Here is a 14,393-nt window from a genome sequence, read left to right on the forward strand (position 1 = left end):
TTGTGAGTTTTAATATGCTTTTTAGAACATAAAAAGAACCCGTCCACCGCATTATTTGTGTACTCTAGCCTCGTACTTCATCGCCTTCAATAAGAAATAAATGACATATAAGTTCCGGATCGGCCTACGGGCGCAATGGACCTTGGGCGGCGACGACGATGCCGCGCCGGTGCCATTGCAAGACATGCTGGCCTTGCTGGCCGCGATCGACGCCACGGGCAACATCGCCGGCGCTTGTCGGGCGTGCGGCCTGTCTTACCGGCATGCCTGGGGCGTGCTGCGCCGTTTCGAAGGCATCTTCGGCACCCAGCTTCTGATCACCAATCGGCGCCAGGGAACGCAGTTGGCGCCGTTCGCGCAGCGCCTGCTGTGGGCCAATCGCCGCATCGAGGCGCGGCTGATGCCCACGCTGGACAGCATGGCCTCGGAATTGCAGGAAGAACTGGAGCGCTTGCTGCCCGAAAGCGGCCCGCACCTGCGGCTGCACGCCAGCCATGGCTTCGCCGTGGAATCGCTGATGCAGCACATGAGCGGCCGCAAGCCCGGGCTGGAACTGCGCTACCGCACCGCGATCGAGGCGCTGGCCTCGCTGGAGCGCCATGAGTGCGACCTTGCGGGGTTCCAGGTGCCGCTGGGCGACTTCGAATCGCCCATCATGGAGCGCTATGCGCAGTGGCTGCATGCGGACGAATACGTGCTCATCCATCTGGCCGTGCGCAATACGGGTCTCTTCGTCACCGCCGGCAACCCCAAGCAGATCCGCGGCATGGCGGACCTGGCGCGCCCGGACGTCCGTTTCGTGAACCGCCAGATCGGCTCCAGCACCCGCTATCTGGTGGGCCTGATGCTGCAGCGCGCCGGCGTGTCGATCGGCGAGGTCCAGGGCTACGAAACCAACGAGTTCACCCATATGGCCATTGCCGCGCACATCGCCAGCGGCATGGCGGACACGGGCGTGGGGGTGGAGACGGCCGCTTGCCGCTTCGGCCTGGATTTCATTCCCCTGGTGCGCGAGCGCTATTTCTTCGCCATCCGCAAGTCGTCGTTGGAGACGCCCGCCATGCAGGATCTGCTGTCCATCATGCGCAGCCCCGATTACGTGGGCTATGTCGGCCAGTTGGTCGGCTACGACGCCCGAGATACCGGGCGGTTACAAACCTTGGAAGAGGCGTTCGCGTAGGGGCTTCAAGCCGCTGCCGGGATATGATGACCCCATGAGCAAAGTGATTTTCCTTGCCGACCGCCGGTCCGACCGCGCGGCCTGGCCCGCACCCGGCGAATTGCCGCCGGCCGGGCAGCCCGCGCTGGACTTGCGCGCGCGTCCGCTGCGCGACCTGCGGATCTCGGTCACGGACCGCTGCAACTTCCGCTGCACCTACTGCATGCCGCGCGAAGTGTTCGACAGCAGCTACACCTTCATGCCGCATTCGGACTTGCTGTCGTTTGAAGAGATCAGCCGGCTGGCTGGCATCTTTACGCAGCTGGGCGTGGAAAAGATCCGCCTGACCGGCGGTGAACCGCTGCTGCGCAAGCACATCGAAAACCTCGTGGGCCAACTGGCCCAGTTGCGCACGCCCGACGGCCGTCCGCTGGACCTGACCCTGACGACCAACGGCAGCGTGCTGGCGCGCAAGGCCGCCGCCTTGAAGGCGGCCGGCCTGACGCGCGTCACCGTCAGCCTGGACGCGCTGGACGCCGCCATGTTCCAGGACATGAGCGACAGCGGCTTCACGCCGGACGACGTGCTGCACGGCATCAATGCTGCCGCCAGCGCGGGGCTGGCGCCCGTGAAGGTCAACATGGTGGTGCGGCGCGGCCTGAACGACGGGCAGATCCTGCCCATGGCCGAACACTTCCGCCACAGCGGCCATATCCTGCGTTTCATCGAGTACATGGATGTGGGCAACAGCAACGGTTGGAACCTCGCTGAAGTGGTGCCCAGCCAGGAAGTGCTGGACCGCATCGGCGCCGTGCATCCGCTGGAACCGGTGCAAAGCGGTGAAATGGGCCGCGTGGCCGAACGCTGGCGCTACCGGGACGGCGGCGGCGAAATCGGCGTCATCTCCAGCGTCACCCACGCGTTCTGCGGCGGCTGTACCCGCGCGCGCCTGTCGCCGGAAGGCAAGCTCTTCCTGTGCCTGTTCGCGCATGAAGGGTACGACTTGCGCGCGCCGCTGCGGGAAGGTGCAAGCGACGCCGAACTGGCCGGCATCGTGTCTGGCATCTGGGGCGCCCGTAACGACCACTACTCCGAACTGCGCGGCCGCAACGCGGCGGCTCCGCAGCCGGACCCGGGCCGCAAAGTCGAAATGAGCTATATCGGTGGTTGACGCCGCATCAACGCACGCAGGCGTCGCCGGCCTGATCCTGGCGGGCGGCCAAGGCGCACGCATGAACCAGCAAGACAAGGGCCTGGTGCTGCTGCACGGGCAGCCGATGGTGGCGCACGTGGCGCGCCGTTTGGCCCCGCAGGTGGGCCGGCTGATCATCAGCGCCAACCGTCATCAGGCCCAGTACGCGCAATACGGACAGGTGGTCGAAGACGGCGAACCCGAGCTTGGGGCCTTCCAGGGGCCGCTGCTGGGCATCGCGGCGGGGCTTGCCGCTGCCGCCCAAGACGACTGGCTGGTGGTCGTGCCTTGCGATACGCCATTCCTGCCGGCTGATCTGGCCGCGCGGCTGATCGGCTCGGCCGAATCGGCCCAGGCGCCGCTGGCGTATGCCGCCGCCAACGGCCAGCGCCACAGCGCCTGCATGGCGGTGCGTACGGCGCTGCTGCCGGATTTGCGGGCCTATCTGCGGGGGGGCGACCGTAAGGTGGGCCTGTGGCAGGCTCGGGCGGGCGGCGTCGAGGCACGCTTTGACGACGCGCCCGACGCTTTCATGAACGTCAATACGCCCGAAGAGCTGGCCGTGGCCGAACGCTACGCCAGCCAGTGACGCAGGTCGTAGTAGGGCACGCGGTCCATGTCGTTGACCTGCACATCGGCGGGCAGGCGGGCCAGGCCCGTCGCCCACGGCATCGAACTGATCACGCCTGAGCCCTGATGGCCGTAGGCCACCAGTTCGCCGCTGCCGTCGTCGGCCACGCGGCGCTGGACGCGCAGGAATTCCTCGCGGCTGTCCTGGCGCGGATGTTCCGTGCGCAGGGGCAGGAGGCTGATCGGCGGGAAGATCTCGTCGCGGCCCTGCATGCGCCGCACGAGCGGCGACACCAGCATCGCGAACACGGCATACGCCGACACCGGATTGCCCGGCAGGCTGACGACCGGCTTGCCGCCGATCTGCGCCAGCGCCACCGGCTTGCCCGGTTTCATGCGCACCTTCCATAGCGACAGTTCACCGCCCAGCGTAGCCAGGGCCGGCTTGACCAGATCGCGTTCGCCGACCGACACGCCGCCCACGCTCAGCACCAGGTCGCAATCGGCCAAGAGCGTCTTGAACGCCGCCAGCAGATCCGCTTCGGTATCGCGCGCATGCAGCACGTGCACGGGCAGGGCGCCCAGGCCGCGCACCAGCGCCGCCAGCATCGGGCCGTTCGAGTTATAGATCTGTTCGGGCGCGCGGGGCGTGCCCGGCGGCACCAGTTCGTCGCCGGTCGTCAGGATGCCGACGCGCAACTGGGCCACCACGGACACGCGGGCAAGCCCTTGCGAGGCCAGCAGCGCCACATGCGCGGCTTGCAGCACCGTGCCGGCGGGCAACAGCGGCGTGCCGGTCATCGTGTCTTCGCCGCGGCGGCGGATGTGCTGGTTGGGCGCGGGCTGGCGTGTGATCTCCACCTGGTTGTCGGCTTCGACGGTGTCTTCCTGCATGACCACGGTGTCGGCGCCGTCCGGCAGCAGGCTGCCGGTGAACAGGCGGATCGCGTGGCCGGGTTTGAGCGGTTCGGGCACGTCGCCCGCATAGCACCGTTGCTGGATGGGCAGTCGGCCGCCCGCACGCCAGTCGGCCACGCGCAGGGCGTAGCCGTCCATGGCGCTGTTGTCGGCCGGCGGAATGTCCACGGTGGCGGTTAGGTCAGCCGCCAGCACGCGGCCGGCGGCGTCGTTCAGGCCGATGTCTTCATGGCGCTGCAACGGCCCTGCGGCATTGGCCAGCAGGGTCTGGGCTTGGTCAAAATCCAGCATGGGTCAGTGGTCTTCTTGTTTGGGCTTGAAATGCGTGGCGAAATTGCACGGCCGGTGGCCGCTGTCGAGCTGCTCGCGCAGGATCTGCGCCCAGGCCGTTTCGCAGGCATTGTTGGAACCAGGCAGGCAGAAGATCAGCGTCTGGTTGGCCGATCCCGCAAACGCGCGCGACTGGATGGTGGAGCTGCCGATCTCGGTGTAGGAAATCTGGCGGAACAACTCGCCGAAGCCGGGTATTTCGCGGTCCAGCAGCGGCAGGATGGCTTCCGGCGTATGGTCGCGATGCGAAAAGCCCGTGCCGCCCGTCGTCAGGATGATCTGCACTTCGGGGTCGGCAATCCAGTCGCTGATGACGCGGCGGATCTGATAGATGTCGTCGCGGACGATGTCGCGGCGCACGCACTGGTGGCCCGCGTGCGCCAGGCTATGGGCAAGCAGGTTGCCAGAGGTGTCGTCCCCGGCGCTGCGGGTGTCGCTGATGGTCAGTACAGCGCAGGCCAGCGACACGGGAACGGGGATTTCTTCGCTCATGGGTGTTCCTTCTTTGAAGCAGAGTCTTCATCCCAGGCATCCGTGCGGTCCTGGTCGGATTGGCGTTGTTCGACCCAGAAGCTGCTGCCGCCCGAGAGCGTTTCGCGCTTCCAGAAGGGCGCGCGGGTCTTGAGCGCGTCGATGATGTATTCGCAGCCGCGGAAAGCGTCGCCGCGGTGCGCGCTGGCCGCAGCCACGAACACGATCTGGGCGTTGCGGGACAAGGCGCCGACCCGGTGCACGATCACTGTGCCGTCCAGGTTCCAGCGCGCCCGCGCGGTTTCGGCGATGGTTTCAAGCTCGCGCTCGCACATCCCGGGGTAGTGCTCTAGAAAGAGCGTTTCCGTGGGCGAGTCGGGCGCATAGTCGCGCACATACCCCACGAAGGTGACGATGCCGCCCACGCCGGCCCCCGCGCGTTCGCGCAGCTCGGCGGTCAGCGCGGCGCCGTCGAAATCGGCTTCCTGGACGCTGATCATGGCGTTCACCCTCCGGTGACGGGTTCGAACACCGCGACCTCGTCGCCAGGGCGGATCGGGGCCGTCGGTTTGGAGTGGGTCTGGTTGATGGCCAGTTTCAGGCGGCTGGCGGGTTCCAGCTGGGGGTAGCGTTCACCCAGCGCGGCCAGCAGTTGCGCACCCGTGGACTCGCCGTCCAGGGGCCAGCTTTCCGCGCGCTTGCCGACCAGTTCGGCCACGCGGGCGAAGTACAGGAGATCAATCGTTGCGCCATTCACCGCTTTTTCCTCCCGCCTTGTACTTAAGGCGTACTTGTTCGACCACGATGCCTTTGTCCGCGGCCTTGCACATGTCGTAGATCGTCAGCGCGGCCACGCTGCACGCCATCATGGCTTCCATTTCGACGCCCGTTTTGTAGCTGGTGCGGCAGGTGGCCAGGATGTCGATGCGGTGGGCGGCGTCGTCCAGCGAGAAGTCGACGCCCACGAACGCCAGCGGCAGGCTGTGGCACAGCGGAATCAGCTCGGCGCAGCGCTTGGCGGCCAGGACGGCGGCGACGCGCGCGGTATTGAGCACTTCGCCTTTGCCCTGGCCCGGCTGGGTCAACAGGCCGTAGGCCACCGCATTCATGCGCACGCTGGCGGTCGCGATCGCGACGCGTTCGGAATCCGTCTTGGCAATGACGTCGACCATGCGGACCTGGCCGGCTTCATCCAGGTGGCTCAAGGTGGGGGTGGATGGTGGCATGGGAATCGGGATCGAGAATTGTTAATGTTTGAAAAGAGCGGTCCCGGCTGGCCGGGAGGGCCCGCTGTTACGCCTATGATAGACGAGCGCTAACCGGGGCGCGATAATCGCCTTCAACTCGTATCAGGAGACTCGCGATGCCCTTGCGGAGCCCAAAGCTTCGGTTTACCCGGCGCGCCGGCAAGATTCTTCTGGGCATCGTTGCGGTCGCGCTGATTCTTTGCGGCATTGCCGCATGGCAAGTCCCAAAAGTGCTGCAAAACGTCCTGACCGGGGATGTGGCCAAGATGATCGGCCGCGAGGTTTCCGTCGGCAAGATCACCTTCAATCCGTTCACCCTGACCGTCCGCGCCCGCGACCTGGCGATAGCCCAACCCGGCTCGCAGACGCCATTGCTGACGCTGGCCGAACTGGATGCCAGCGCCGCCTGGAGCTCCCTGTTCTGGTTCGCGCCGGTTGTCGATCGTTTGACGCTGCGCCAGCCTAACATCGCCATCGTCCGAGAAGACGTCACGCGATTCAATTTCTCTGACATACAGCAACGCGTGGCCGAAATGTCGGCCGCCAAGCCCGACGACCCGCCCAAGCCGGACGAGGGCCTGCCGCGCTTTTCCCTGAACAACATGGTGATCGAGGGCGGCAGCATCACGCTGGACGACAAGGTCACCGGCCGCAAGCAGGTGGTGGACGAGCTGGGCGTCGGCGTGCCGTTCATCTCGAACTTCGGCTACGCCACCGATATCGATGTGCAGCCCCGGCTGCACCTGCGCATCAACGGCAGCCCGTTCGACCTGACCGGCGTGGCGCGCCCGTTCGACAAGGTGCCGTCGTCGACCTTGCGCGTCGCGTTCAACGGCCTGCAACTGGAAAAGTGGGCCGACGTCTGGCCGATGCCGCTGCCCTTCAAGCTGGAAAGCGCGCTGCTGGATTCCAACCTGCAAGTCGTGTTCGAGCAGCCCAAGGACGCCGCGCCCAAGATCCGCGTGGTGGGCGACCTGGGGCTGCGTCGCTTCGATCTGCGCGACACGGCAGGCGAAGGCCTGGCCGCCTGGAGCGCCCTGACCGTCACCCGACTGGAACTGGAGCCGATCGCGCGCCAGGTATATGTGGGCGAAGTGGGCCTGTGGGCGCCGCAGATCCACGTGCGCCGCTACGCCAACCAGCACTTGAACTGGCAGGACGTGGTGGCCAAGCTGAAGGAACTGGGCGGCGTGGCGCCCAACGAGACGCCCGTGGCCGACAAGTTGAAGCGGGACGTCGGATTGAAGGTGGCGCCAAAGACCGAGGTCGCCAAGGTGGATGCCCCAAAGCCGGACCCTGCCAAGCCGGGTGCCGCGACGTCCGATCCGGCCAAACCCGACACCGCCACAACAGGCGCACCCGCCGCGCCCGCCGCATCGGGCACGGACACCGCCGCCCCTCCGCCGCCCGCGGCGCCCGAGGAATGGAAGGTCACGCTGGACGCCTTCAACCTGCACGAGGGCGAGCTCTACATCACGGATGCGATCAGCAAGCTGGACTACGTCATGACCGGCATGGCCGTGACCATCGAAGGCGTCGCGATCCCCGAGGTCCAGGACCAGCCCGTCAACCTGTGGCTGACGGTCGACAACAGTACCGATGGGGGCTGGATCCGCGCAAAGGGGCCGCTGGTCCTGAAGCCCTTGTCGCTGGAACTGGGCGTGCGGCTGGGCAACGTGGCCCTGGCGCCCTTGGCGCCGGCCGTGCGCAGTGCGGCCCCGATCGTGCTGCTGGACGGCCGTCTGGGCGCCTCCGCCCAGGTGCACGTGCTGGAGAAGAACGGCGCGGTGGACGCCTCCGCCACGGCCGTGCAGGCCGACCTGACGCAGTTCAAGGCGCGCGACGAATCGCTCAAGCCTGCGCTGGACGTCGCGCTGCAGAGCCTGCACGTCACTGCCGACCGGCTGGCGATGGGGCCGGGGCAAAGCAACTTCACCCTGGCCGCTTCGGGCATCCAGGGCAACGGCAAGCTGGACCTGAAAGGCATGTTCACGCCGCAACCGCTGACGCTGAAATCGTCGGTGGACCTGTCCGAGCTTAATGTCGCGACGTTCGCGCCTTATGCGGCCTCCAGCCTGAACGCCACCGTGCGCGCCATTACGCTGGGCGCCAAGGGCGACGTGGCCTTCACCGCCGCAGCCGGCGGCGCGCCGATGAAGGTCAACTGGAAGGGCGGCGTCGAGGTCACGGGCGTCGACCTGCAAGACAAGGTGAACAACGACGACTTCCTGAACTGGAAGCGGCTGGGTTTTTCCGGCATGGACATCTCGGTCGCGGGCGACAAGATCGGCGCCAAGCTGGGCGACATCGCGCTGGAAGACTTCTACGGCCGCATCCTGCTGAATGCACAAGGCCGCCTGAACGTCATGGACCTGGTGGCCGCGCCCGGGCAGGCCGGCGGCTCCATTACGCAGGACACGCAGACGCCGGGCCGTCAGGCCGCGGCGCCAGCGCCGGCTCCTGCCGCGAAAGGCAGCGCAGGCGCGGGCATGCCGGATATCTCGGTCAACAGGGTCACCTTGTCGCGCGGCCGCATGACCTTCACCGACCGCTTCGTCAAACCCAATTACGTGGCCGAACTGTCTGCGATCGAAGGTGCGATCACGGCGGTGTCGTCCACCAATCCCCAACCGGCCAAGGTCAAGGTCACGGGCCGCGTCTACACCACGGCGCCGCTGTCCATCAGCGGCATCGTGCAGCCGTTCGCCAAGTTCCTGACGCTGGACCTGAAGGCCTCGGCCAAGGGCGTGGACCTGCCGCGCTTCAACACGTACTCGGCCAAGTACGTGGGTTATCCGATCAAGCGCGGCAAGCTCTCGGTGGACCTGGAATACAAGATCAAGGACCGCGCGCTGCAGGCATCCAACCACGTGGTGCTGAACCAGCTGACCTTTGGCGACAAGACCAACAGCCCGGACGCCACCAAGTTGCCGGTGCTGCTGGCCGTGGCGCTGTTGAAGGACTCGCGCGGCAACATCGACATCAACCTGCCGATCTCGGGTTCGCTGGACGACCCCGAATTCTCGGTGGGCGGCATCGTCGTGCGCGTGCTGCTGAACCTGGTGGTCAAGGCCGTGACGTCGCCGTTCAGCCTGCTGGCCTCGGCCTTCGGCGGCGGCGAAGAACTGTCCTACGTCGAGTTCAAGCCGGGCAGCGCGGTGCTGACCGAAGATTCGCAGCAGCGCATCGACACGCTGACCAAGGCGCTGACGGACCGTCCGGCGCTGAAGATGGACATCAGCGGCCGCGCCGATCCCAAGACCGATATGGAAGGCCTGCGCCAAGCCTGGGTCGAAGGCCAGATCCGCGCCGCCAAGGCCGCGGCCACCACGCCGCGCGGCAAGAAGCCGGATGCGGCGGGCGTGAAGGTGTCTGCCGCCGAGCGGGCCAAGTACCTGGAAGACGTCTATGACGACGCCGACATCAAGGACAAACCACGCAATTTCATCGGCATGGCCAAGTCCGTGCCGGCGGATCAGATGGAAGCCATGCTGCGCAGCGTGGCGCCGGTGGGCGACGAGCAGTTGCGCCAACTGGCCGATGCACGCGCACAGGCGGTGTATGAGAAGTTGCAAGCCCAGGAAGGACTCGCGGACCGTGTGTTCATCGTTGCGCCGCAGCTGGACGCGGACGGCATCAAGGACGAGGGGCAACCCTCGCGCGTGGACTTCTCCCTGAAGTGAACCCGGCGGGCCGCCAGGGGTACGCGTTGCGTCCCCGGCCCCGCTTTTGCCAGGAGATTTTCGATGAAAGATCAGGACGCGCACTTCGACAGCCTGTTGCCGCCGCTGCGGCTGGACCGTCGAGGCTTCATCGCCACGACGGTCGCCGCGGGCTTCTCGCTTGCGGCCGGGCCCGCCGTGGCCCAGACCGCCATCGCCACGGACGCCAAGGGGCTCACCGCCGGCAAGATCGACATCCCCACGACGGACGGCAAGATGCCCGCCTATCGTGCCGCGCCGCAAGGCAAGAAGAATCTGCCGACCGTGATCGTGGTGTCCGAGATTTTCGGCGTGCACGAGTACATCCAGGACGTGTGCCGCCGGTTGGCCCATCTGGGCTATCTGGCCATCGCGCCCGAATTGTTCGCGCGCCAGGGCGACCCGTCGAAGTACACCGAGATCCCGAAGCTGCAGGCCGAGATCATCGGCAAGGTGCCTGATGCGCAAGTCCAGGGCGACCTGGACGCCACCGCCAAATGGGCGGCGGCCAACGGCGGCGATGCGGACAAGCTGGGCATCGTAGGCTTCTGCTGGGGCGGCCGCCAGGTCTGGCTCTACGCCGCCCACAACCCGAAACTCAAGGCCGGCGCGGCGTTCTACGGCCAATTGGGCGGCGAGCCCAGCGAGCTGAAGCCGAAGTCGGTGCTGAGCCTGGTGAATGAGCTGAAGGCACCGGTCTTGGGGGCGTACGGCGGCAAAGACGCCGGCATCCCGCTGACCGACGTGGACCGCATGCGGATCGAACTGGCAAAGGGGCCGGCGCCGGCAAAGGCGTCAAGAATCGACGTGTACCCGGAGGCGCCGCACGCATTCCATGCGGATTATCGGCCGTCTTATCGGAAGGCGGAAGCGGAGCAGGCGTGGACGCGGATGCTGGATTGGTTCAAGCAAAACGGCCTGGGCTGAGGGGAGGCTGTCGGGCGGTGGATGACGGGTATCTTGGCGGCGGAGGGAGTTTTTGCGGCTGGGGTGGCTTCGTAGGTCGCCCGTCGTCTGTGTCGCCATGACGGCGCGCGCCCACGATTGCGGTCCGGAGCCTTCGCTCCGGACTCCCCCGTTGTCATCCTCGTCCGCCTTAGGCTCCCTTCGGATTCCCTCGGGCGCATCAAGGTTGCGCGCCGTCATGGCGACACCGCCGACGAGCTGCCGCCGTCTCGGTCTGGGGCGCTGTCAGGTCTCGGCTGACTGACGAGTGCGGCGTTGCCCGCCGATTGCAGCCGCGCGGGCGGCTGCAGTCGGCATACGCGGTGTGGGGCGTCGGGGCAGTGGTCGCTTGCGCGCTTGCGGGGAGCGGTTTGCTGATGGCCCCGCAGACACGGGGGGAGGTGGAGCGACGGGTGGCGCGCGGCGGGCAGCCGCTTGCTGATTCAGACCCGTCCGCGCGCCACCCGTCTAAGAGGGAGACTGCCGGGCGATACCGCACGGTCTCTCATCTGACGACCCAATCGTTACTCTTGACACGTGGTGCGCGTCCTCTCATATCGTAGGATGGGTGGAGCGCGGCACATCCGGCATCAGGATAGTGACGTGCATCGCGCGCAACCCATCATGGCTGACGACGGCGCCAGGCCACACGTGCCATGCGATCAGCATCCTCACGACGCAAGACACCGCCAAGTCCCCGAGGCCGCCCGCGCGGCCGACAAGGGACGGCCCCGCAAGATCTTCCAAGCCAAAGCCGGCGCAAAGCAGCACGCAACCCAAGTCACCCACACGCGAAGCGATCCCCGCCCCGACGCAAGACACCGCGTAAGCCCCCCAAGGCCGCCTGCGCGGCCGGCCGGGGGCGGGCACCGCAAGATCTTCCCACCCACCCCACCGTGCGCAAGAACCTCAAGAACCCCGTCCGTCCCCGCTGACGCCAGATTGCAACTATCAGAGCCCGGCGTGGCGGTGGACCGGGGTGCGGGGGGCGTCGATCAGCCCGAGGGAATCCGAAGGCAGTTGCCGCAGGCAACAACGAGGATGACAAGGGGGAAGTCCGGAGCGAAGGCTTCGGACCGCAATCGTTGCCCCCCGCGCCCCGGGCCACCGCCGCGCCGGGCGTCTAAAGAACCCAACCTCCAACGCTAAAAACAACCAAAAAAACAACCAAAAAACTACTGCGCACTCTCCCCCGGTAACCCATCGCTCACCTCAGCCAGCGCATTCTTCATATCCTCGTAACTGATCACGCGCTCGTTCTGAAAGCTCCCGAGGACTCCCCGGCAGCCGTCCACGCCGGACCGTTTCATCTCGTCCATCATGGTCTTCCCTTCGCTCAAGCCCTTCTGATAAAGCGCCTCGTAGCCGCTCGCAGAAAACCCGTATTCCTGCGCGTACTGCGTCAGGTTCTTCTTGGCGGTCGCCTGGTGTTGGGCCAGGTCGGGTTCGGACGCCCCGCAGGCGCGGGCGGCGCCGTTGGATGCGCCTGCGGCGACGACGAAGGAATCGTATTGGGCCTGTTCGTTCGCGTCCGGGGCCGCCCAGGCCGGGGCGGCGGCGGTGGCCAGGATCCAGGCCAGGCCAGTCAAGATCTTGCGCATCGGTGAATCTCCGCTTGATGCCCGCGCGCCGGTCGACGCGGGCGCGGCGGGCGTGGGTTACTACATCATTATGGCAAGCAGCCGTTTCCATGCGGTGATGCGGGGGTGTGGAGTCGTTTCAGACTGTGCATCTTTTTTTCCCGAGCCTTGTCGGGCAGCAGGCAGGCCGCGCAGGAACTATGATGGAGGTTGTGAGGCGCTCCTGCCTCAATGCAACACCCCTACATCCTGGAGATTTACATGACGATCAAAGTCGGCGACCGCGTGCCGGATGGCACCCTGACCGAATTCATCGAAACCGAAACCGCCGGCTGCTCGCTGGGTCCCAACGCGTTCCAGGTCGCCGACCTGACCCGCGGCAAGACCATCGCGCTGTTCGCCGTTCCGGGCGCCTTCACCCCGACCTGCTCGGCCAAGCATCTGCCTGGCTACGTCGAGCAAGCCGCTGCGCTGAAGGCCAAGGGCGTGGATGAAATCTGGTGCGTGTCCGTCAACGACGCGTTCGTGATGGGCGCCTGGGGCCGTGAACAGAAGACCGACGGCAAAGTCCGCATGCTGGCTGACGGTTCGGCCCTCTGGACCAAGGAACTCGGCCTGGAACTGGATCTGATCGCACGCGGCATGGGCGTGCGTTCGCAACGCTACTCGGCCCTGATCGTCGACGGCGTGGTCAAGCAACTGAACGTGGAAGCGGCTGGCAAGTTCGAAGTCAGCGACGCCGCCACGATGTTGTCGCAAGCCTGATCTAACGTAGTTCCTGTTTTACCGCTCAACGCGGCAGGCTGCCTTTGCAGCCTGCCGTGCTAATGCCAGCAGCGGTTGCCAACGCCATGCTCGCCACCCTCTCTTCTTTCTCGTCGCTGTATTTCGCGACCTTGCTGATGCTTATCGGCACGGGTCTGTTCAACACCTACATGGGCTTGCGCCTGACTGCGCAGTCGGTCAGCGAGGTGTGGATCGGCGTGTTGATCGCCGGCTACTACCTGGGCCTGGTGTGTGGGGCGCGGCTGGGGCACAGGCTCATCATCCGCGTGGGCCACATCCGGGCGTTCGTCGCCTGTGCGGCCATTGCCACCAGCATGATCCTGGCGCAGACGCTGGTCGATTCCATGCCGCTCTGGCTGGTGTTCCGCATCATTTCCGGCGTGGTGATGGTGACCGAATTCATGGTCATCGAAAGCTGGCTGAACGAACAGACGGAAAACCATCAGCGCGGCCGCGTGTTTTCCGTCTACATGGTGGTGTCCGGCCTGGGTACGGTGCTGGGGCAATTGGCGCTGACCGCCTATGCCACGCTGGACCTGCGGCCGTTGACCCTGGTGGCCATGTGCCTGGTGCTGTGCCTGGTGCCGATCGCCGTTACGGCGCGCTCGCACCCGCCCACGCCGTTGCCGGCGCCGCTGGACATCCGTTTTTTCATGCGCCGCGTGCCGTTGTCGATGACCGTGCTGTTCGTGGCGGGCAACCTTTCCGGGGCGTTTTATGGCCTGGCGGCCGTCTACGGCGCCAAGCATGGCTTGTCCACGTCCCAGGCTGCGATCTTCGTTGCCGCCGCCGTCACCGCCGGCCTGCTGTCGCAATGGCCGATGGGCTGGCTGTCCGACCGCATCAACCGTGCCGGGCTGATCCGCTTCAACGCCTTGCTGCTGGTGCTGCTGCCCACCGTGATGTGGGGCTGGCTGGTCTTGCCGTACTGGGCCATGGTGGCCTTGTCGTGCGTCTTTGGCGTGTTGCAGTTCACTTTGTATCCGCTGGGCGCCGCGTTCGCGAACGACCACGTCGAATCCGAGCGCCGCGTCAGCCTGTCCGCCGTGCTGCTCATGACCTATGGCGTGGGCGCCTGTATTGGCCCGATGGTCGCCGGCCTGCTGATGTCTTTGGCCGGGCCCAGCATGTACTACGTCTTCATTTCGGCCTGCGCGCTGATCCTGGTCTGGCAGGTGCGTCCCACGCGCGTCACGGGCGCGCACCAGGTCGACGAAGCGCCGACCCATTTCGTGCCCATGCCCGACACGCTGCAAAGCTCGCCCGCGGCGGCGGTGCTGGATCCGCGCGTGGATCCCGAGAACGATATCGCCATGGAAATGGTGCAGCCCGATCCGTCGGCGGCGCCCACACCGGCGGCCGTTGAACCTGCAGCCGCGGAGGAGCCGGCAGCCGACGCTGCGGCAGCCGGTGCTGCGGCAGCCGACTCGGGCCTGCCCGAGGCCGAGGACGCCGTCGAACGCGAGCGCCGTACCGGCACCTGAGGCGTGCGGG

At 66.4% G+C, this 14,393-nt stretch carries 13 protein-coding genes; 7 read left to right on the forward strand and 6 right to left on the reverse strand.

The features are described from left to right. Nucleotides 1–100 precede the first annotated feature (100 nt). Genes AC3WMU_RS17515 through mobA form a run of 3 tightly spaced genes read left to right on the forward strand, consistent with a single transcriptional unit; the run spans nt 101 to nt 2,940 of the window. Entirely contained in the window at nt 101–1,180 is a 1,080-nt protein-coding gene (locus AC3WMU_RS17515; RefSeq protein WP_006222685.1) for a substrate-binding domain-containing protein, read from the forward strand. 34 nt (nt 1,181–1,214) lie between these two features. Further along, on the forward strand, nt 1,215–2,330 hold the full coding sequence (moaA, locus tag AC3WMU_RS17520; protein ID WP_492282743.1) for a GTP 3',8-cyclase MoaA: 1,116 nt from the start codon (nt 1,215–1,217) through the stop codon (nt 2,328–2,330). Next, nucleotides 2,323–2,940, forward strand: a complete 618-nt coding sequence (mobA, locus tag AC3WMU_RS17525) for a molybdenum cofactor guanylyltransferase MobA (RefSeq protein WP_492282744.1) — start codon at nt 2,323–2,325, stop codon at nt 2,938–2,940. The genes moaA and mobA overlap by 8 nt, the downstream gene beginning before the upstream one ends. Here the strand turns inward: mobA and AC3WMU_RS17530 are convergent. The 5 genes from AC3WMU_RS17530 to moaC are packed head-to-tail and all read right to left on the reverse strand — an operon-like array spanning nt 2,925 to nt 5,866. Continuing rightward, on the reverse strand, nt 2,925–4,130 hold the full coding sequence (locus AC3WMU_RS17530; RefSeq protein WP_280026608.1) for a molybdopterin molybdotransferase MoeA: 1,206 nt from the start codon (nt 4,128–4,130) through the stop codon (nt 2,925–2,927). The two genes, mobA and AC3WMU_RS17530, sit on opposite strands and share 16 nt — an antisense overlap. A gap of 3 nt (nt 4,131–4,133) precedes the next feature. Beyond that, the gene (gene moaB, locus AC3WMU_RS17535) at nt 4,134–4,661 is read right to left on the reverse strand and encodes a molybdenum cofactor biosynthesis protein B (protein WP_006222689.1); all 528 of its coding nucleotides are present in this window, start codon (nt 4,659–4,661) and stop codon (nt 4,134–4,136) included. Then, nucleotides 4,658–5,140, reverse strand: a complete 483-nt coding sequence (locus tag AC3WMU_RS17540) for a molybdenum cofactor biosynthesis protein MoaE (RefSeq protein WP_006222690.1) — start codon at nt 5,138–5,140, stop codon at nt 4,658–4,660. Before AC3WMU_RS17540 ends, moaB begins: the two co-directional genes overlap by 4 nt. A gap of 5 nt (nt 5,141–5,145) precedes the next feature. Next, nucleotides 5,146–5,397, reverse strand: coding sequence for a MoaD/ThiS family protein (locus tag AC3WMU_RS17545; protein ID WP_006222691.1), 252 nt, complete (start codon nt 5,395–5,397; stop codon nt 5,146–5,148). Further along, a complete protein-coding gene (moaC, locus tag AC3WMU_RS17550; protein ID WP_280026611.1) occupies nt 5,378–5,866 on the reverse strand; it encodes a cyclic pyranopterin monophosphate synthase MoaC in 489 nt (162 codons plus the stop codon). The genes AC3WMU_RS17545 and moaC overlap by 20 nt, the downstream gene beginning before the upstream one ends. Nucleotides 5,867–6,003: 137 nt before the next feature. On the opposite strand from moaC, the gene AC3WMU_RS17555 reads away from it, so the two are divergent. Both AC3WMU_RS17555 and AC3WMU_RS17560 read left to right on the forward strand, forming a co-directional pair. Next, nucleotides 6,004–9,570, forward strand: coding sequence for a DUF748 domain-containing protein (locus tag AC3WMU_RS17555; RefSeq protein WP_492282745.1), 3,567 nt, complete (start codon nt 6,004–6,006; stop codon nt 9,568–9,570). 63 nt (nt 9,571–9,633) lie between these two features. Continuing rightward, complete coding sequence (locus AC3WMU_RS17560; RefSeq protein ID WP_006222694.1) at nt 9,634–10,515, forward strand: dienelactone hydrolase family protein; 882 nt, start codon at nt 9,634–9,636, stop codon at nt 10,513–10,515. A gap of 1,193 nt (nt 10,516–11,708) precedes the next feature. Here the strand turns inward: AC3WMU_RS17560 and AC3WMU_RS17565 are convergent. Continuing rightward, complete coding sequence (locus AC3WMU_RS17565; protein ID WP_006222695.1) at nt 11,709–12,134, reverse strand: hypothetical protein; 426 nt, start codon at nt 12,132–12,134, stop codon at nt 11,709–11,711. A 240-nt stretch (nt 12,135–12,374) separates the two neighbouring features. On the opposite strand from AC3WMU_RS17565, the gene AC3WMU_RS17570 reads away from it, so the two are divergent. Next, a complete protein-coding gene (locus tag AC3WMU_RS17570) occupies nt 12,375–12,878 on the forward strand; it encodes a peroxiredoxin (RefSeq protein WP_006222696.1) in 504 nt (167 codons plus the stop codon). Between the two features lie 86 nt (nt 12,879–12,964). After that, the gene (locus tag AC3WMU_RS17575; RefSeq protein ID WP_006222697.1) at nt 12,965–14,383 is read left to right on the forward strand and encodes an MFS transporter; all 1,419 of its coding nucleotides are present in this window, start codon (nt 12,965–12,967) and stop codon (nt 14,381–14,383) included. Nucleotides 14,384–14,393: the final 10 nt, after the last annotated feature.

This window comes from Achromobacter sp. FW305-C-13 (assembly GCF_058783475.1).

Coding starts and splice junctions, on each gene's coding strand:
- AC3WMU_RS17515 (WP_006222685.1), top strand. CDS start 101: ATGACATATAAGTTCCGGATCGGCCTACGGGCGCAATGGACCTTGGGC.
- moaA (WP_492282743.1), top strand. CDS start 1,215: ATGAGCAAAGTGATTTTCCTTGCCGACCGCCGGTCCGACCGCGCGGCC.
- AC3WMU_RS17530 (WP_280026608.1), bottom strand. CDS start 4,130: ATGCTGGATTTTGACCAAGCCCAGACCCTGCTGGCCAATGCCGCAGGG.
- moaB (WP_006222689.1), bottom strand. CDS start 4,661: ATGAGCGAAGAAATCCCCGTTCCCGTGTCGCTGGCCTGCGCTGTACTG.
- AC3WMU_RS17540 (WP_006222690.1), bottom strand. CDS start 5,140: ATGATCAGCGTCCAGGAAGCCGATTTCGACGGCGCCGCGCTGACCGCC.
- moaC (WP_280026611.1), bottom strand. CDS start 5,866: ATGCCACCATCCACCCCCACCTTGAGCCACCTGGATGAAGCCGGCCAG.
- AC3WMU_RS17555 (WP_492282745.1), top strand. CDS start 6,004: ATGCCCTTGCGGAGCCCAAAGCTTCGGTTTACCCGGCGCGCCGGCAAG.
- AC3WMU_RS17560 (WP_006222694.1), top strand. CDS start 9,634: ATGAAAGATCAGGACGCGCACTTCGACAGCCTGTTGCCGCCGCTGCGG.
- AC3WMU_RS17565 (WP_006222695.1), bottom strand. CDS start 12,134: ATGCGCAAGATCTTGACTGGCCTGGCCTGGATCCTGGCCACCGCCGCC.
- AC3WMU_RS17570 (WP_006222696.1), top strand. CDS start 12,375: ATGACGATCAAAGTCGGCGACCGCGTGCCGGATGGCACCCTGACCGAA.
- AC3WMU_RS17575 (WP_006222697.1), top strand. CDS start 12,965: ATGCTCGCCACCCTCTCTTCTTTCTCGTCGCTGTATTTCGCGACCTTG.